This window comes from Salmonella sp. SAL04202 (assembly GCF_046550775.1).
GTDB lineage: Bacteria > Pseudomonadota > Gammaproteobacteria > Enterobacterales > Enterobacteriaceae > Salmonella > Salmonella enterica.
In genome coordinates this window covers 809,263-827,357 of sequence record NZ_JBGDXK010000001.1, presented here as the reverse complement: position 1 = coordinate 827,357, position 18,095 = coordinate 809,263, and the positions used below count along the sequence as shown (strand labels likewise).

General features: G+C 52.2%; 18 protein-coding genes. 8 read left to right on the top strand and 10 right to left on the bottom strand.

All coding sequences use genetic code 11. The features are described from left to right. From hpaA to hpaG, 8 genes are all read right to left on the bottom strand, one after another. The gene (gene hpaA / locus ACLJQJ_RS04100; RefSeq protein ID WP_000336602.1) at nucleotides 1-897 is read right to left on the bottom strand and encodes a 4-hydroxyphenylacetate catabolism regulatory protein HpaA; all 897 of its coding nucleotides are present in this window, start codon (nucleotides 895-897) and stop codon (nucleotides 1-3) included. A gap of 9 nt (nucleotides 898-906) precedes the next feature. Continuing rightward, nucleotides 907-2,283, bottom strand: a complete 1,377-nt coding sequence (hpaX, locus tag ACLJQJ_RS04095; protein WP_001285803.1) for a 4-hydroxyphenylacetate permease — start codon at nucleotides 2,281-2,283, stop codon at nucleotides 907-909. A 72-nt stretch (nucleotides 2,284-2,355) separates the two neighbouring features. After that, the gene (gene hpaI, locus ACLJQJ_RS04090) at nucleotides 2,356-3,147 is read right to left on the bottom strand and encodes a 4-hydroxy-2-oxoheptanedioate aldolase (protein WP_000785061.1); all 792 of its coding nucleotides are present in this window, start codon (nucleotides 3,145-3,147) and stop codon (nucleotides 2,356-2,358) included. A 10-nt stretch (nucleotides 3,148-3,157) separates the two neighbouring features. Beyond that, the gene (hpaH, locus tag ACLJQJ_RS04085; protein WP_000884795.1) at nucleotides 3,158-3,961 is read right to left on the bottom strand and encodes a 2-oxo-hept-4-ene-1,7-dioate hydratase; all 804 of its coding nucleotides are present in this window, start codon (nucleotides 3,959-3,961) and stop codon (nucleotides 3,158-3,160) included. A 143-nt stretch (nucleotides 3,962-4,104) separates the two neighbouring features. Continuing rightward, nucleotides 4,105-4,485: a 5-carboxymethyl-2-hydroxymuconate Delta-isomerase gene (locus tag ACLJQJ_RS04080; RefSeq protein WP_001119849.1), complete on the bottom strand. Its 381-nt coding sequence runs from the start codon at nucleotides 4,483-4,485 to the stop codon at nucleotides 4,105-4,107. Between the two features lie 9 nt (nucleotides 4,486-4,494). Continuing rightward, nucleotides 4,495-5,346 (bottom strand): 3,4-dihydroxyphenylacetate 2,3-dioxygenase, encoded by an 852-nt coding sequence (gene hpaD / locus ACLJQJ_RS04075; protein ID WP_000517001.1) that lies wholly within the window; start codon nucleotides 5,344-5,346, stop codon nucleotides 4,495-4,497. Nucleotide 5,347: 1 nt separating this feature from the next. Then, complete coding sequence (hpaE, locus tag ACLJQJ_RS04070) at nucleotides 5,348-6,814, bottom strand: 5-carboxymethyl-2-hydroxymuconate semialdehyde dehydrogenase (protein ID WP_000723529.1); 1,467 nt, start codon at nucleotides 6,812-6,814, stop codon at nucleotides 5,348-5,350. Beyond that, nucleotides 6,811-8,100, bottom strand: coding sequence for a 4-hydroxyphenylacetate degradation bifunctional isomerase/decarboxylase (gene hpaG, locus ACLJQJ_RS04065; protein WP_000679210.1), 1,290 nt, complete (start codon nucleotides 8,098-8,100; stop codon nucleotides 6,811-6,813). The genes hpaE and hpaG overlap by 4 nt, the downstream gene beginning before the upstream one ends. 274 nt (nucleotides 8,101-8,374) lie before the next feature. On the opposite strand from hpaG, the gene hpaR reads away from it, so the two are divergent. The 3 genes from hpaR to ACLJQJ_RS04050 all read left to right on the top strand — a co-directional run bounded on the left by hpaR (nucleotide 8,375) and on the right by ACLJQJ_RS04050 (nucleotide 11,125). Beyond that, on the top strand, nucleotides 8,375-8,815 hold the full coding sequence (gene hpaR, locus ACLJQJ_RS04060; RefSeq protein ID WP_000543922.1) for a homoprotocatechuate degradation operon regulator HpaR: 441 nt from the start codon (nucleotides 8,375-8,377) through the stop codon (nucleotides 8,813-8,815). A gap of 217 nt (nucleotides 8,816-9,032) precedes the next feature. After that, the gene (gene hpaB, locus ACLJQJ_RS04055; RefSeq protein ID WP_000801496.1) at nucleotides 9,033-10,595 is read left to right on the top strand and encodes a 4-hydroxyphenylacetate 3-monooxygenase, oxygenase component; all 1,563 of its coding nucleotides are present in this window, start codon (nucleotides 9,033-9,035) and stop codon (nucleotides 10,593-10,595) included. Nucleotides 10,596-10,612: 17 nt separating this feature from the next. Further along, nucleotides 10,613-11,125: a 4-hydroxyphenylacetate 3-monooxygenase reductase subunit gene (locus ACLJQJ_RS04050; RefSeq protein ID WP_063809445.1), complete on the top strand. Its 513-nt coding sequence runs from the start codon at nucleotides 10,613-10,615 to the stop codon at nucleotides 11,123-11,125. Nucleotides 11,126-11,457: 332 nt separating this feature from the next. Here ACLJQJ_RS04050 and hiuH read toward each other — a convergent pair whose 3' ends face one another. After that, nucleotides 11,458-11,868 carry a hydroxyisourate hydrolase gene (gene hiuH, locus ACLJQJ_RS04045; RefSeq protein ID WP_000833182.1) on the bottom strand — a complete coding sequence of 137 codons (411 nt, stop codon included), beginning with the start codon at nucleotides 11,866-11,868 and terminating at the stop codon, nucleotides 11,458-11,460. A gap of 135 nt (nucleotides 11,869-12,003) precedes the next feature. Between hiuH and hprR the strand changes: the two genes are divergently transcribed. The 4 genes from hprR (at nucleotide 12,004) to ACLJQJ_RS04025 (ending at nucleotide 15,901) form a co-directional block, all read left to right on the top strand. Beyond that, nucleotides 12,004-12,684 carry a response regulator transcription factor HprR gene (gene hprR / locus ACLJQJ_RS04040; protein ID WP_000698207.1) on the top strand — a complete coding sequence of 227 codons (681 nt, stop codon included), beginning with the start codon at nucleotides 12,004-12,006 and terminating at the stop codon, nucleotides 12,682-12,684. Next, nucleotides 12,677-14,041 carry a heavy metal sensor histidine kinase gene (locus ACLJQJ_RS04035; RefSeq protein ID WP_063809320.1) on the top strand — a complete coding sequence of 455 codons (1,365 nt, stop codon included), beginning with the start codon at nucleotides 12,677-12,679 and terminating at the stop codon, nucleotides 14,039-14,041. The genes hprR and ACLJQJ_RS04035 overlap by 8 nt, the downstream gene beginning before the upstream one ends. Before the next feature lie 171 nt (nucleotides 14,042-14,212). Further along, nucleotides 14,213-15,682 (top strand): C69 family dipeptidase, encoded by a 1,470-nt coding sequence (locus ACLJQJ_RS04030; RefSeq protein WP_039590782.1) that lies wholly within the window; start codon nucleotides 14,213-14,215, stop codon nucleotides 15,680-15,682. A gap of 108 nt (nucleotides 15,683-15,790) precedes the next feature. After that, nucleotides 15,791-15,901 carry a hypothetical protein gene (locus ACLJQJ_RS04025; RefSeq protein WP_000174815.1) on the top strand — a complete coding sequence of 37 codons (111 nt, stop codon included), beginning with the start codon at nucleotides 15,791-15,793 and terminating at the stop codon, nucleotides 15,899-15,901. Here ACLJQJ_RS04025 and ACLJQJ_RS04020 read toward each other — a convergent pair whose 3' ends face one another. Further along, complete coding sequence (locus tag ACLJQJ_RS04020) at nucleotides 15,902-16,072, bottom strand: YlcI/YnfO family protein (protein WP_001111006.1); 171 nt, start codon at nucleotides 16,070-16,072, stop codon at nucleotides 15,902-15,904. It abuts the gene before it with no gap. Nucleotides 16,073-16,403: 331 nt separating this feature from the next. Between ACLJQJ_RS04020 and sopB the strand changes: the two genes are divergently transcribed. Beyond that, nucleotides 16,404-18,089 carry an SPI-1 type III secretion system effector inositol phosphate phosphatase SopB gene (sopB, locus tag ACLJQJ_RS04015; protein ID WP_063809321.1) on the top strand — a complete coding sequence of 562 codons (1,686 nt, stop codon included), beginning with the start codon at nucleotides 16,404-16,406 and terminating at the stop codon, nucleotides 18,087-18,089. The last annotated feature ends 6 nt before the right edge of the window (nucleotides 18,090-18,095 follow it).

Here is an 18,095-nt window from a genome sequence, read left to right as displayed (position 1 = left end):
TTAGTTGAGAAAAGAGGGAACTTCACGTTGGCGAAACTGCGAAGGAGAACAGCCAGCAAGGCGATTAAAGAAACGGGCGAAATAAGCCGGATCTTTAAAACCTAATTGCCAGGCGATCTCGTTGACAGCATTGTCGGAAAAAAGCAGCAGTCGTTTCGCCTCGCGTAATTGCCGATCAAAAATCAGGCGTTTAGGCGGGCGATTAGCAAAACGTCGGCAAATATCGGTCAAACGAGATTCGGTAATATGCAGCTCGCAGGCATAATCGGGCACCGTCCAGTGCTGATGGAAGTGGTTGTCAATTAACAGGGTAAAGCGCTGAAAAAGTTTCAGTTCACCGCGCATCCCGGTTGCGGCGTGATCGTCCAGCTTCGCATTACGCAACAGCAAGGTAAATACCGCCTGCGCCAGTAGCACCAGGGTATGTTCGCAGCCAGCCAGTTGTTCCGTGGACTCCCGCTCAATTAGCTGCCAGTAATGTTTGAGCGCCGCCAGCTCGTTGGGTTTATCCGCCAGCGACAGACAGATTCCCGGCAGGCCGAAGGCCTCTCTGGTGCCGGGATAAAGCACTTCCAGCAGCGGCCAAACCAGCTCTTCGCGTACCGTCAGAACATGACCATCGCTATCCGATTCGGTAATAAAAGCATGCGGCACCGAGGGCGGCGTAAGCACAAATAGCGGCGCCTGCACCGAATAGCGATGATCGTCGAGCTGTAGCTCAATCTGCCCAGTATCAAGAAAGTGCATTTGAAAAAACTGGTCGTGGCGATGCGCCTGCATATCACGACCAAAGAAATCCGCCATACGAGCAAACGACTGATAATGCACATCGTTACTGCCCATGCTTTCGTCATACTCTTTGCTGATATCAATATTGGCGATCGCACGTTGGCACATAGTTTCTCCTCAAGGGGTGGCGCGCGGACGCGATGCTTTCATGGGAATGAGCCAGATAATGGCGGCGCCGACGACTAACAGAGAAGCGACAAACCAGAGTCCGCTATTGAAGCTACCGGTGATATCTTTTAGCCAGCCAATCATAAATGGGCTGAGTGCGGAGCCAATATTGCCGGTGGCATTGATGACCGCAATGCCTATCGCCCTGGCGCGTAAACTGATCGACTGATCCGGCGTGGTCCAGAAGATCGCCATCGCGCTAAAGGAACCCGTGGATGCCATCACGATCCCCAGGAGCTGGATCAAGTTATGGTCGGTCGCCGACGCCAGCAGCCAGCCCGCGGCGGCAAACAGGAACGGCAACGCCGTGTGATGTTTACGCTCCTGATGTTTGTCCGAATGGCGGCTCCAGTAAATCATGCCCAGAATAGTACAAATCTGCGGGATCGCCGCCAGCAGGCCGATGGTGATATTGCTGCTGCCTTCATTAAAACTTTTCAGGATTTGCGGCGTCCAGATACTAATGGCGCTAAGCGTATTGGTAAGGCAAAAATAGGCCAGCGTATACATCAGTACAATTGGCGTGAATACTTCGCGCCACAGACTACGCTGCTGCATGGCGTTATGGCTGATGGCCCCCTCCGGCTGAACCAGCGTCAGGCGGTCATTATCCATCATCTCCTGCAAACATTTTTTATCCTCTGCCGTCAGCCATTTGGCTTTTGCCGGGGTATCATCCAGGTAAAACCAGACCATAATGCCTAACAAAACTGACGGAAATCCTTCCAGCAGGAATAACCACTGCCATCCATGCAGATTGAATATGCCGTCCAGCGATAAAATATAGCCGGAGACAATCGACCCCAACGCGGTAGTGGCCGGCATGGCAATCATAAATAATGCGTTGGCGCGGGCGCGGAAAAATGCCGGGAACCAGTAGGTTAAATAGAGCAATATTCCTGGCAAAAAGCCCGCTTCGGTAATGCCCACCAGCATTCGCAGCACATACAGGCTTTTCGGTCCCACCGCGAACATCGTGGCGGTAGATGCAATGCCCCATAGCACCATAATGGTCGCAATCCAGCGGCGGGCGCCGACGATGCTCAACATCACGTTGCTGGGAATGCCGAAAATGACGTAGGTGGCGTAAAACAGCGTCGTGGCAAGGCCAAACATGGTGGCGCTTAACCCCAGATCCTGCCCCATCGTCAACCCGGCAAAACCGATGTTGATACGGTCTAAAAACGAGAAGATAAACAACACGAATAAAAATACGATCAGTCGGCGGAACAGTTTATTTATGACGGTTTGTTGACCCGTGCTGAGCGCGTTGTGCGAACTGACAGACTCGGGGCTTTCCGGAAGTGCAGATGATGTGTCGCTCATTTTTTTTCCTCTGATGGGAATTTTTGTAGGGTACTACGGTTGCCCGGTAGCGCTACGCTTACCGGGCCAGGCTTAATAGACGCCGGACGCACCGGACAGTTTTTTTTCTGCGCCAAAGCGCGCCGCCAGCGCCTCCGCTCCGCGCGCCAACAGCGTGGTGTCAACGCCGACGGCGACAAATAGCGCCCCCAGTTCCAGATAACGTTTCGCCAGTGCTTCATTGGCCATCAGAATCCCCGGCGCTTTCCCCGCCGCGCGTATCTGCACGATGGCGTTCTCAATCGCCGCCTGCACTTCCGGGTGCTGCGGATTGCCGGCAAAGCCCATATCGGCGCTGAGGTCCGCCGGGCCGATAAACACGCCGTCAATGCCATCCACGTCGAGAATTGACGCCAGATTGCTCATCGCCTCACGCGTTTCAATCTGCACCAGTACGCACATGGCGTCGTTGGCCTGGTGGAGATAGTCCGGAATGCGATTCCAGCGCGATGCCCGCGCCAGCGCGCTGCCCACGCCGCGAATACCGGCAGGCGGATAACGCGTAGCCGCCACGGCGTTTCGCGCTTCATCAGCATTCTGCACCATCGGTATCAGCAGCGTTTGCGCGCCGACGTCGAGCAGTTGCTTAATCTGTACCGGATCGTTCCATGACGGACGCACCACCGGCTGGCTGGGATAAGGCGCAATCGCCTGCAACTGGGTCAACACCGTCTGCACGTTGTTTGGCGCGTGTTCACCGTCAATCAGTAGCCAGTCGAAGCCGGCGCCCGCTAACAGTTCAGCGCTGTAACTGTTGGCAAGCCCCAGCCACAAACCGATTTGCGGACGCCCCGCTTTTAACGCGTCTTTGAAAGCATTTTTCATCGTTTTTTCCTTACACAAACCGGCAACTGATCGCGCCCATGTTGCCGTAATCGACATGGAAGGTGTCGCCCTTGCGCGCCGGCACCGGGCGGGTGAACGAGCCGCCGAGGATGATCTGCCCGGCTTCAAGCTGGACATCGTAGGGGGCAAGCTTGTTCGCCAGCCACGCCACGCCGTTGGCCGGATGATTCAGCACGCCTGCGGCGACGCCGGTTTCTTCGATCACGCCGTTGCGATAGAGCAGCGCGGAAATCCAGCGCAGATCCAGCTCGTCTGGTTTGATGGGACGACCACCGAGGATCACCCCGGCGTTGGCGGCGTTGTCGGAAATGGTGTCGAACACTTTGCGCGGACGCTGGGTTTCCGGGTCGATGTTGTGGCTGCGGGCGTCAATCAGTTCCAGCGCCGGAATCACATAATCCGTGGCGTTGTAGACGTCGAACAGCGTGCAGTGGGGGCCGCGCAGCGGTTTCGCCAGCACGAACGCCAGCTCCACTTCAATACGCGGGACGATAAAACGGTCGGTGGGGATATCGCCGCCGTCATGGAAGAACATATCGTCAAGCAGCGCGCCGTAATCCGGTTCGCTGATTTGCGAGCTGGCCTGCATCGCTTTTGAGGTCAGGCCGATTTTGTGGCCTTTGAGCGTGCGCCCTTCGGCGATCTTGATATTGACCCATTCACGCTGTACGGCATAGGCATCTTCAATAGTGATGTTGGGATAATCCAGCGACACTGCGCGAATCTGTTCACGCTGTTTTTCAGCCTGATTAAGTCGCTGAGCGATCAGGGTATGGGTCTGTTTATCGAGCATAGTTGCTTCCTGTTACGTCATTCGGTGCTGCTGCGCCGGGTGGCGACGCGGGTGCGTCTTACCCGGCCTACAGTTCGGTATTGCTTCGTGCATCGTTTTTTTGTAGGCCCGGTCAGCGCAGCGCCACCGGGCGAAAGAGTGTGCTATTTAAATAACGCGTGTACGTTGTTTTGTTTGTAATTGAGCGTTGGATGTAACTCGGCAATCTCAAACGACAGCGCCAGATAGCGGTTCTCCATCAGGTCGGCGAAGTGGGCTTTAATCAGCCCAAACAGCATTTCGCCGACTTCCTGACGGCTCTCCAGGCTGCGCCCGGCGCCGATTTTCAGCGTCATATGCACAAACGCGTAATCATGCTTACCGTCAGCCATCTGCCAGGTATCCAGCCAGTGGGCGCGACTGCGGATACCGCCGATGGGGAAAATCCCGCTGGCGGCCAGCGCCTCGTTTACCTTGCTGAACAGGCCGGGTAAATCAGCCTGCTCGCGAATATTTTCAGTACATTCAGCAATAAAGTGCGGCATAAACACCCCTTACGCAGGCAGCGGGAAAACAGCGTTTACCTGGCCGGTACCGGAGCTGGCGAACAGGTCGGTGATGAACTCCACCTTGCCGTCGTATTTGTCCCAACCCAGCATTCCCAGCAGCATGACCGTGTCGTGCATGTTGCCTTCGCCGTAGCAGTAGTCGGCGTACTCCGGCAACATGGTGCAAAACTCCTTGAATTTGCCTTCGCGCCACAGCTTGACCACGCGCTCGTCCATTTGATGATCGAACTCGCGGGTGTAGCTGTTCATCCCCTCTTCCGCCCGTTGGTCGTCAATAAAACGGTGCGACAGAGAACCACTGGCGAATACCGCTACGGTACCGTCATATTTCTCAATCGCCTTGAGAATGGCTTCGCCCAGTCTGCGACTGTCGGCAAAGTCATGCACAGTACAGAACGCCGAGATGGAGACCACTTTGAAGTGCTTGTCGCTGTTCATGTAGCGCATCGGCACCAGCGTGCCATACTCCAGCTTCAGGCTCGGGATGTTATGCGCTTTAGCGCGCACGCCCAGTTTGACTGCCTCGTCGGCGATCAGGTGGCCGAGCTCCGGATTACCGTCATAGTCATAGGTCATGTCGCGAATAAAGTGCGGCAATTCGTTGCTGGTATAGACGCCCTGGAAATGGTCGGCACAATTAATGTGGTAAGCGCTATTCACCAGCCAGTGGGTGTCGAATACGATAATGGTGTCAACGCCCATTTCGCGGCAACGCTTGCCAATTTCAATATGCCCATCAATGGCTGCCTGACGACAACCGTAATTTTTTCCCGGCAGTTCAGAAAGATACATCGACGGCACGTGGGTAATTTTTGCTGCTAACGCTAACTTGCCCATATCAAACTCCCCATTTTGGGATAGGATGGTCGCCCATTGAGATGCAGACGTTTTTCATTTCCGCAAACACTTCGAAGCTATATTCGCCGCCTTCGCGCCCGGTACCGGAGGCTTTCACGCCGCCGAACGGCTGGCGCAGGTCGCGGACGTTCTGGGTGTTGACGAAGACCATGCCGGCTTCAATCCCACGCGCCAGGCGCAACACTTTGCTCACGTCCTGGGTCCAGATATAAGAGGCCAGACCGTATTCCACGTCGTTCGCCAAACGTAACCCTTCCGCTTCGTCTTTGAATGGCAGCAGGCAGGCGACTGGCCCAAAGATCTCTTCCTGCGCGACGCGCATACGGTTGTCGACATCGGCCAGCACGGTTGGGCGCAGGAAGTTACCGCCTTTCAGATGCGCAGGCAGGTCAGTGGGTTTTTCCGCACCGCCCGCCAGCAGCGTTGCGCCCTCTTCAATGCCGAGGCGGATATAACCGGAGACTTTTTCCCAGTGCTGTTGGCTAATCAGCGCGCCGACCTGAGTGTTCGGGTCGGTCGGATCGCCGACACGCAGGCGATTCGCGCGTTCGGCAAAGCGCTTCACGAACTCAGGGTAAATGCTCTGCTGGATAAAGATGCGCGACCCGGCGGTGCAGCGTTCGCCGTTGATTGAGAAGATGGTGAACAGCGCGGCGTCCAGCGCGCGCTCAATGTCGGCATCTTCAAAAATCAGCACCGGCGATTTACCGCCCAGCTCCATCGAGTATTTTTTCAGGCCGGCATTTTTCATGATATTGCGACCGGTGGCAGTACCGCCGGTAAACGACACCGCACGCACGTCATGGTGGCGTACCAGCGCATCGCCCGCCGTCGCGCCGTAGCCCTGCACCACGTTCAGCACGCCTGCCGGAATTCCTGCCTCCAGCGCCAACTCGCCCAACCTGTCGGCAGTCAACGGCGACAGCTCGGACATTTTGAGCACCGCGGTGTTGCCCAGCGCCAGGCACGGCGCGACTTTCCAGGTCGCGGTCATAAACGGCACGTTCCACGGCGACACCAGCGCGCAGACGCCGACGGGCTGCACCAGCGTATAATTGAGCATTTTATCGTCAACCGGATAGGTCTTGCCGTTCATCTGCTGGCACACTTCGGCGAAGAATTCGAAGTTATGCGAGGCGCGCGGGATCAGCACGTTTTTAGTCTGGTGAATAGGCAGGCCGGTGTCGGCGGTTTCCATCGCCGCGATTTCCGGTACGTTCTGGTCAATCAGGTCACCCAGACGACGCATCAGGCGCGCGCGCTCTTTCATCGGCAGATTGGCCCATTTCGGGAACGCCTCTTTGGCCGCCGCGACAGCCTGGTTCACTTCTGCTTCACCGCCGGAGGCTACTTCCGCCAGCACGTCACCGGTCGCCGGGTTAGTGGTCTGGAAGTAGTCGTTACCTGCAACGTTTTTGCCGTTAATCCAATGATTTATTTTCTTCATTTTGCGCTCTCCTCACTGACGATTCGGTTAACCAGGCGACCCACGCCTTCTACTTCCACGACAACTTCATCCCCCGGCACCACATCGGACAGCCCTTTCGGCGTACCGGTGGCAATCATGTCGCCCGGTTGCAACGTCATAAATTCGCTCAGATAAGAAATCAGGAACGGGATGCTGAAGATCAGATCGGCGGTCGTCCCTTCCTGGCGCAGCTCACCGTTGACAAAGGTGCGTAACGTCAGGTTATGCGGATCAGAAACCGCCTCTTTATCCACAATCCACGGGCCTATCGGCGTCAGGCCGTCGCGGCTTTTTACCCGCAGATTCGGACGGTAGTAGTTTTCCAGATAGTCGCGGATCGCGTAGTCGTTGCAGACGGTGTAACCGGCCACATACTCCATAGCTTCGGCTTCGCTCACCTTACGCGCCGTTTTGCCAATCACCACGACCAGCTCGGCTTCGTAGTGCATATATTCGACGTTGTTCGGGCGCACCGACGTTTGGTGATGTTCGGTAAAGGTGTTTGGCGCTTTGATAAATACCAGCGGCTCTTTCGGCGGCGTAAATGCCAGCTCGCTGGCGTGATCGGCGTAGTTCAACCCCAGCGCAAATAACGTTCCCGTCGCTGACAGCGGCCACGTAAACGTCTGGTGGCGGGCGAATTCATCTTCTGCGACAACCGGATTTTCCAGAGCGGGTAAACCTTTCGCCAGAATACGCACCCGATCGCCGGGACGCAGCGCAACGCGATTCTGCGGTGTACCGAGTAAGATCGCATCGCCAGGGTTAAGCGTAGCGAACTCACTTAACGCGCTAAGCAGCTGTGCGGCGCTACGCTGTAAATCGGCAGTATTCCAGTGGTCCGCTTCTCGTCCGTTGATTTCCGTGATAATGGTGAGGTTATCCACATCACTCAGCGGCGCCATTTCACCCAACGGGCAAAAGCCATCGCGACATTTCGCTTTAATCGCCGGGCGATAAAAGCTCTCTTCCGGCAGGCTGACCTCGTTAGCCAGCGCATACCCGGCGATATAGTCCGCCGCCGCTTCAGGGCGTATCCGGCTGGCGGTTTTCCCCACAATGAGCGCCACTGTCGCGCCGCTCAGTACCTTTTCTCCCTGCGGATAAGGAATGGGTTCGCCGTGACGAATCACCGTATTACGCGGCTTGATGAACCACACTGCGGTTTTAGGCGGCGCATTATAGGGAGGCTGAGAGAAAGCCTCTTGCCAGGCATCAAGCTGACTGCGATGGTTTAACGCAACGGCGAAAACAGTACCCTTCATACATAAACTCCTCAGGCCGATTCAACGGGCTGTGATTTCATTAATATATTAATGATTAGATTTATGCTTTCGCTGTACATTTAGCAAGCTGAAGTAAAGTATTTGTGATGTGATTAACAATATTTTCACAAATTTATTATTAAATTCATACATATCAAAGAGTTAAATAAAACCCCTTGTTTCTGTTAAACTTTGGACATAAAACAGATGTCATAGCTCACATCGGTAAACACGATTATTCAGGTATTAATAATTCTGCAAAAGAGAAACGCTTATGCATGATTCATTAACCATCGCCTTGCTTCAGGCGCGCGAAGCGGCAATGACCTATTTCCGCCCCATCGTTAAAAGCCACAATCTGACCGACCAGCAATGGCGCATTGTGCGAATCCTGGCCGATAGCCCCTCTATGGATTTTCACGAGCTGGCCTTTCGTACCTGTATTTTGCGTCCAAGTCTGACCGGAATATTGACGCGCATGGAGCGAGACGGACTGGTGTTGCGACTCAAGCCGGTTAACGATCAGCGTAAGTTATATGTCATGTTGACGGAGCAGGGACAAACGTTGTACGCCCGTGCCCGAAGCCAGGTAGAAGAGGCTTATCGAAAAATTGAGGCCGATTTCACGCCCGAAAAAACACAGCAATTGATGCTGCTGCTGGACGATCTTATTGCTCTGGGGCGCCAGCATCCTGATAGCGAAGCGGAAGCATAGTATTCTTACCTTCCCACGCCGCCGACACGGGAATCCCCTCCCGCTTACAACGTTGACGGCGATCGCATTTTACTCTTCTTCTTCGACGTTCATCTGAAAAGTACCCGCCGTTGTCCTGAAAGTCTCTTCACAGTTTACGCTTCTGCCTATTCAATTAAACAACAAATAAGAAACATATTATTAACAAAAAATTCCGATTAACGAGGAAGAAGCCGCAATGAAACCTGAAGATTTTCGTACTGATAACAAGCGTCCGTTAACGGGCGAAGAGTATTTAAAAAGCCTGCAGGACGGGCGGGAAATTTATATTTACGGCGAACGCGTTAAAGATGTTACGACACATCCGGCATTCCGCAATGCCGCAGCCTCTGTCGCACAACTGTATGACGCATTACATAAACCGTCGATGCAAGATACCCTGTGCTGGAATACCGATACCGGCAGCGGCGGTTATACGCATAAATTTTTCCGCGTGGCGAAAAGCGCAGACGATCTGCGCCAACAGCGTGATGCTATCGCCGAGTGGTCACGCCTGAGTTACGGCTGGATGGGACGCACACCGGATTACAAAGCCGCCTTTGGTTGCGCTCTGGGCGCTAACCCAGCCTTCTACGGCCAGTTTGAGCAGAACGCCCGCAACTGGTACACCCGTATTCAGGAGACCGGCCTGTACTTTAACCATGCAATCGTCAACCCGCCCATTGACCGCCACAAACCTGCCGACGAAGTGAAAGACGTCTATATCAAGCTGGAGAAAGAGACGGACGCCGGGATTATTGTCAGCGGGGCGAAAGTCGTCGCCACTAACTCCGCCCTGACTCACTACAACATGATTGGTTTCGGCTCAGCCCAGGTGATGGGCGAAAACCCGGATTTTGCTCTGATGTTTGTCGCGCCAATGGATGCCGAAGGCGTAAAACTTATTTCGCGCGCCTCGTATGAAATGGTCGCGGGCGCGACGGGCTCGCCGTTTGATTATCCACTCTCCAGCCGCTTTGATGAAAACGATGCCATTCTGGTGATGGACAAGGTGTTGATCCCGTGGGAAAACGTGTTGATTTACCGTGATTTCGATCGTTGTCGTCGCTGGACGATGGAAGGCGGCTTTGCCCGTATGTATCCACTGCAAGCCTGTGTTCGTCTGGCGGTTAAACTTGATTTCATTACCGCGCTGCTGAAAAAATCGCTCGAATGTACGGGTACCGTAGAGTTCCGGGGCGTGCAGGCCGATCTCGGCGAAGTCGTGGCCTGGCGCAATATGTTCTGGGCATTGAGCGATTCTATGTGTTCTGAAGCAACCCCGTGGGTAAACGGCGCCTGGCTACCGGACCACGCCGCGCTGCAAACCTATCGTGTGATGGCCCCAATGGCCTACGCGAAAATTAAAAATATTATTGAACGTAACGTTACCAGCGGCCTGATTTACCTGCCTTCCAGCGCCCGCGATTTGAATAATCCGCAAATCGACCAGTACCTGGCGAAATACGTACGCGGCTCTAACGGAATGGACCATGTTGAACGTATCAAAATTCTTAAATTGATGTGGGATGCCATCGGCAGCGAGTTTGGCGGTCGCCATGAGCTGTACGAGATTAACTACTCGGGCAGCCAGGATGAAATTCGTCTGCAGTGCCTGCGTCAGGCCCAGAGCTCCGGCAATATGGATAAGATGATGGCAATGGTCGATCGCTGCCTCTCCGAATACGATCAGAATGGCTGGACGGTTTCGCATTTGCACAATAACGACGACATCAATCAACTGGATAAGCTGCTGAAATAACGCGGCAGGAGGTTCTCATGCAAGTAGATGAACAACGTCTGCGTTTTCGCGATGCGATGGCAAGTCTGGCGGCAGCGGTCAACATCGTAACCACGGCGGGTCACGCCGGACGCTGCGGTATCACCGCAACAGCGGTCTGTTCCGTCACCGATACGCCGCCCTCCGTGATGGTATGTATTAATGCCAATAGCGCCATGAACCCCGTTTTTCAGGGCAACGGCAGGCTGTGCATTAATGTACTTAACCATGAGCAGGAGCTGATGGCGCGCCACTTTGCCGGTATGACGGGGATGGCGATGGAGGAGCGTTTTCACCAGCCATGTTGGCAAAACGGGCCGCTGGGCCAGCCGGTACTTAGCGGCGCGCTGGCCGGTCTTGAAGGCGAGATCAGCGAGGTACAAACCATTGGCACGCATCTGGTGTATCTGGTGGCGATCAAAAATATTATTCTTAGCCAGGATGGGCATGGCCTGATTTATTTCAAACGCCGTTTTCATCCGGTCAGACTTGAGATGGAAGCGCCTGTTTAACCGTCACTCATGCCCACAAGCGGGATAACCACCGCTTGTGGGAGAAGAGTCGATACGCTGAAGATTTTTATTCCCGCCGCGATGTTTGCTCGCCATAAATCGCGGCGATTAATACAATCTAAGAGCCTATCCCACCAGGCGTTATTAGCGCAGCCAGTTTGGACACGGACAGCGCGCAAAAACCGGAGCGTACACGTAGTACGTGAGGTTTGACTCGCTACACTCGCCCTTCGGGCCGCCGCAAGCGGCGTTCAAAACGCTAACGCGTTTTGGCGAGCACTGCCCAGGACCAAAATAGCAAGTAAAATAGCCCTAATGGGATGGGCTCTAAATTAGCTCCCGCGATAGGTTGAATAACCATACTGACTTAATAACAGCGGCACATGATAGTGCTCATTCGTTTTGCTGATATGAAACTCGACGGGAATCTCCGGGAAAAACGTATCCAGTTTTTTACTTTCAAAATACTGGCCGGTTTTAAAAATAACGCGATAATCCCCCGGCGCGGCAGCTTTTTCGGGCCACAGTGCTTTAATTCGTCCATCCTGGTCGGTATGCCCGGTGTTTAATTGCGTCCATCCGTTATCCTTTTTCTGCTCCAGTACCACCTCCACGCCGGGCGCCGGTTTGCCTGTTTGCTGATCGAGAATATGTACGCTGAGAATATTGTTGCCAGCGGCCAGCGCCATTGCCGGGGCTGCAACAAGAGACGCTATCGCGGTAGCCAGTATATATCGTTTCATGCTTCACTCCTTTACGGTATTGATGCAGGAAAATATATCTGGCGCGTCCAGGATTAACCTTACACGGACATGACAATTATGTCATCTTGTTGGAGATTTACGGATTCGCTAACAAGCCTATGGCATACTGCGTCAATGAAGATTTTATTGATTGAAGATAACCAGAAAACCATTGAGTGGGTACGTCAGGGACTCACGGAGGCAGGCTATGTGGTTGATTATGCCTGTGATGGACGAGACGGATTACACCTGGCCCTTCAGGAACATTATTCATTGATTATTCTTGATATTATGCTGCCGGGGCTTGATGGATGGCAGGTTTTACGCGCGTTACGCACTGCGCATCAGTCCCCTGTTATTTGCCTGACGGCGCGCGACTCGGTTGAGGATCGCGTCAAAGGTCTTGAGGCGGGCGCTAATGATTACCTTGTTAAGCCTTTTTCCTTCGCCGAACTGCTGGCCCGGGTGAGAGCTCAACTCAGACAGCACGTCCCTGTCTTTACCCGACTGACGATCAATGGTCTGGACATGGATGCCACAAAGCAATCGGTGTCACGAAATGGCAAACCGATTTCCCTGACCCGCAAAGAATTCCTGCTCCTCTGGTTACTGGCGTCCCGGGCAGGAGAAATCGTGCCCCGAACCGCGATCGCCAGCGAAGTTTGGGGAATTAACTTTGATAGTGAAACCAACACCGTTGATGTCGCGATTCGTCGGCTGCGCGCCAAAGTAGACGATCCATTTGAAAAGAAGCTCATTATGACCGTCCGGGGGATGGGTTATCGATTACAGGCGGAAACGTCGCAGAATGGTTAAGTTATCAATGACGCTGCGCCTGACAATTTCTTTTATCGCCATCCTTATCCTCGCCTGTACCGGCATTAGCTGGACGCTCTATAACGCGCTGGGCAAAGAATTAACGTATCGGGATGATATGACGCTAATAAATCGGGCGGCGCAAATGCAGCAACTGTTACTGGATGGCGCCAGGCCGGAAAATCTGCCGCTCTATTTCAATCGGATGGTGGATACGAAGCAGGACATCTTATTGATCCATTCAGCAACAGGCCACAATGTTGCGATTAATCATAGCGGCATCCCCGACCAACGCTTTAACGAGATTCCGCTGGCTAAAAACATCACCCGCGAAACCTTATTTCGCCAGGCGGTGCAAGGCACGGAGCTGACCGCGGTACGAGTAAACGCCAGAAGCGGCGATGACCCGCTGACCCTTACTATTGCCAGGCTGGCGACGGAAAGGCGGCAAATGCTGGCGCAATATCGCCGTAACAGTTTGCTGATTAGCCTTATCGCGATCCTCGTCTGTTCGGCGCTCAGTCCATTAGTCATCAGAAACGGGCTGCGGGCCATTACGTCGCTCAGCCGACTCACCGCGGCGACAGATAGCGGCACACTTCGCCAGCCGCTGGCGGAACAGGCGTTACCCGTCGAGCTCAGGCCGCTTGGACAAGCGCTAAATACCATGCGCCAGAAGCTTTCCGACGATTTTGAACGCCTGAACCAATTTGCCGACGATCTGGCGCATGAGCTGCGCACGCCGGTTAATATTTTACTGGGGAAAAACCAGGTGATGCTGAGTCAGGAACGCTGCGTCGAAGAGTATCAACAAGCCCTTGTCGATAATATTGAAGAGCTGGAGGGACTGTCGCGACTGACAGAAAATATTCTCTTTCTGGCACGCGCGGAGCACCAGAATATAGCGGTAAAAAAACAGCCGGTTTCGCTCAATGCGCTGGTCGAAAATATGCTGGATTATCTTAGCCCCCTTGCCGAGGAAAAGCGTATCTGTTTTATAAATCAATGTCAGGGAACGGTATGGGCTGACGAAATATTATTACAAAGAGTGCTCTCAAACCTGCTGACGAATGCCATCCGTTATTCTGATGAAAACGCCGTGATACGTATTGAAAGCGCTTATGATGATAACGTTGCAGAAATTCGGGTCGCGAATCCGGGCAGCCACCCCGCCGATGCGGATAAGCTTTTCCGGCGTTTTTGGCGAGGAGATAATGCCCGCCACACTGCCGGTTTCGGCCTGGGGTTATCGTTAGTTAACGCGATTGCTCTATTACACGGTGGCTCGGCATCTTACCGCTATGCCGATGAACATAATATCTTTTCGGTTCGTCTGCCTGATAGCGGTGATAGCTAAGGTCAGGACAGGTTCTGTTCCCTTCCCTGCCACAGGTCTGTGGTTATCAATACAACCTCAATAAAAAGAAAATAAAGGATGCCGGCAAAGAATATTGCTGGCTCGATCACTTTCTCGGTTTCCAATCCAGGGTCAATTCATCCCATAACGCGTTATTCAGTGGGAACCTTTATGAAAAAGTATCTTGCATTCGCCGTTACGCTGCTGGGTATGGGTAAAGTCATCGCCTGTACTACCCTTTTGGTAGGCAATCAGGCTTCGGCTGACGGCTCCTTCATTATCGCGCGCAACGAGGATGGCTCGGCAAATAACGCCAAGCATAAGGTTATTCATCCCGTCGCGTTTCATCAACAAGGCGAGTATAAAGCACATCGGAACAATTTTAGCTGGCCGCTTCCGGAGACAGCGATGCGCTATACGGCAATTCATGACTTTGATACTAACGATAACGCCATGGGTGAAGCCGGTTTCAATTCGGCGGGCGTCGGAATGAGCGCAACGGAAACCATTTACAACGGCAGAGCGGCGCTGGCTGCCGATCCTTACGTGACAAAAACGGGAATCACGGAAGACGCCATTGAGTCCGTGATCCTGCCAGTGGCGCAATCGGCGCGTCAGGGCGCCAAATTACTGGGAGATATTATTGAACAAAAAGGCGCTGGCGAAGGTTTCGGCGTCGCGTTTATTGATAGCAAAGAGATATGGTATCTGGAGACGGGAAGCGGTCATCAATGGCTGGCAGTACGACTTCCGGCAGATAGCTATTTCGTTTCCGCCAATCAGGGACGTTTACGCCATTACGATCCGAATGATAATGCGAATTATATGGCGTCACCAACGTTAGTAAGCTTTGCGAAAAAGCAGGGATTATATGATCCGGCCCGCGGCGAATTCGACTTTCATCAAGCCTATTCGCAGGATAACAAAAACGATACCACCTATAATTATCCACGCGTCTGGACGCTACAACATCAGTTTAATCCGCATCTGGATACGGTCGTTAGCGAAGGGGAAACATTTCCTGTTTTTTTAACGCCAATAACGAAAATCAGCGTGGCGGCAGTAAAAAACGCGTTACGCAATCACTATCAGGGTACGTCGCACGACCCTTATGCCAGTCATAACCCACAAGAATCATGGCGACCCATATCCGTTTTTCGTACCCAGGAGTCACATATTTTACAGGTCAGACCTAAATTACCGCAGGCTATCGGCAACGTAGAATACATCGCCTATGGAATGCCATCTCTTAGCGTCTATCTCCCCTATTATCAGGGAATGCGTCATTATCAACCCGGAGATGATAAAGGAACCGATCGGGCGAGCAACGACTCTACCTACTGGACATTCCGCACGCTGCAAACGCTGGTTATGCAGGACTACAATACGTTTGCGCCAGATGTGCAACACGCCTGGAAAACATTTGAACAGCAAACAGCTAAGCAGCAGTATAAGATGGAACAGAGCTATCTGAGATTATATGCGTCGCATCCGAAAGAAGCGCAACGCTTACTGCAAAATTTTGAAGATAAAACGATGCAAAATGCGCAAACGCTCGCCCGTCGCCTGACCAATAATATTATTACGACAATGACTTACCGTACAGATATGAAATATCACTTTTCAAGTACGCAACCATAAATTCAATGACAATCTATTAGCCACTCATACACAATAAGATAAAGCGGCACCAGAATTAGCCAGATATAAAAGACAATAATTATTATGGATTCATAGAGAGGATAGTTTATGACACTCCAGGCAAATATCAGCAGAGAGACAAAAGCGGCAAAAACCCAGGAGGTATATAAGCACGTTGTTCTTTTCAAAATGGCCGCCTCCTCTCGCATAAAACGATAACTACAACTTATGTCCCGTGTTACATAACTTTTCCCGACAGGCCTCTTTTACCCATGCTGAAAAATTCCGCGTCTTTTCAGATTTCAACGCGAATTCTATCTGTTCAAGCATGGAATAGGAAAAACGAATATTCTTCGTCACGGTCTTACTTGTCCGGGGCTTTGCTGGCATACACACACCTGTATAACATTTGATGTAACGCCGTTACTTTACGCAGGAGTAAATCGGTGAATTTGATCTGAGTCAAGAAGGTGGGTTTTCAATAAAAGTTGTGCCCTAAATTGTGAAGTTTGTAGATTTTATGAACATTTGATGTACCGATCTCCCCCATGATCGCCACTACGTATGGACGTCAGGACACCTCCCCGCCTGATCAGAAGCGTTTCCTCATTAAAAAGGACATTTTTTTAAAGTTCCTGGTGCATAAAAGTCACATCCTTTTAAAGGGTTGTTAACCCTGTTGAATGTTCCCACTCCCCTATTCAGGAATATTAAAAACGCTATGCAAATACAGAGCTTCTATCACTCAGCTTCACTAAAAACCCAGGAGGCTTTTAAAAGCCTACAAAAAACCTTATACAACGGAATGCAGATTCTCTCAGGCCAGGGCAAAGCGCCGGCTAAAGCGCCCGACGCTCGCCCGGAAATTATTGTCCTGCGAGAACCTGGCGCGACATGGGGGAATTATCTACAGCATCAGAAGACGTCTAACCACTCGCTGCATGACCTCTATAACTTACAGCGCGATCTTCTCAACGTCGCGGCAACCGTTCTGGGTAAACAAGACCCAGTCCTGGCGTCAATGGCAAACCAAATGGAGTTAGCCAAAGTTAAAGCGGACCGGCCAGCAACAAAACAAGAAGAAGCCGCGGCAAAAGCATTGAAGAAAAATCTTATCGAACTTATTGCAGCACGCACTCAGCAGCAGGATGGCTTACCTGCAAAAGAAGCTCATCGCTTTGCGGCAGTAGCGTTTAGAGACGCTCAGGTCAAGCAGCTTAATAACCAGCCCTGGCAAACCATAAAAAATACACTCACGCATAACGGGCATCACTATACCAACACGCAGCTCCCTGCCGCAGAGATGAAAATCGGCGCAAAAGATATCTTTCCCAGTGCTTATCAGGGAAAGGGCGTATGCAGTTGGGATACCAAGAATATTCATCACGCCAATAATTTGTGGATGTCCACGGTGAGTGTGCATGAGGACGGTAAAGATAAAACGCTTTTTTGCGGGATACGTCATGGCGTGCTTTCCCCCTATCATGAAAAAGATCCGCTTCTGCGTCAGGTCGGCGCTGAAAACAAAGCCAAAGAAGTATTAACTGCGGCACTTTTTAGTAAACCTGAGTTGCTTAACAGAGCCTTAGCGGGCGAAGCGGTAAGCCTGAAACTGGTATCCGTCGGGTTACTCACCGCGTCGAATATTTTCGGCAAAGAGGGAACGATGGTCGAGGATCAAATGCGCGCATGGCAATCGTTGACCCAGCCGGGAAAAATGATTCATTTAAAAATCCGCAATAAAGATGGCGATCTACAGACGGTAAAAATAAAACCAGACGTCGCCGCATTTAATATGGGTGTTAATGAGCTGACGCTCAAGCTCGGCTTTGGCCTTAAGGCATCTGATAGATATAATGCCGAAGCGCTACATCAGTTATTAGGCAATGATTTACGCCCTGAAGCCAGACCAGGTGGCTGGGTTGGCGAATGGCTGGCGCAATACCCGGATAATTATGAGGTCGTCAATACATTAGCACGCCAGATTAAGGATATCTGGAAAAATAACCAACATCATAAAGATGGCGGCGAACCCTATAAACTCGCACAACGCCTTGCCATGTTAGCCCATGAAATTGACGCGGTGCCCGCCTGGAATTGTAAAAGCGGCAAAGATCGTACAGGGATGATGGATTCAGAAATCAAGCGAGAGATCATTTCTTTCCATCAGACCCATATGTTAAATGCGCCTGGCAGCCTTCCGGATAGCGGTGGACAGAAAATTTTCCAAAAAGTATTACTGAATAGTGGCAACCTGGAGATTCAGAAACAAAATACGGGCGGGGCGGGAAACAAAGTACTGAAAAATTTATCGCCAGAGGTGCTCAATCTTTCCTATCAAAAACGAATTGGGGATGAAAATATTTGGCAGTCAGTAAAAGGCATTTCTTCATTAATCACATCTTGAGTCTTG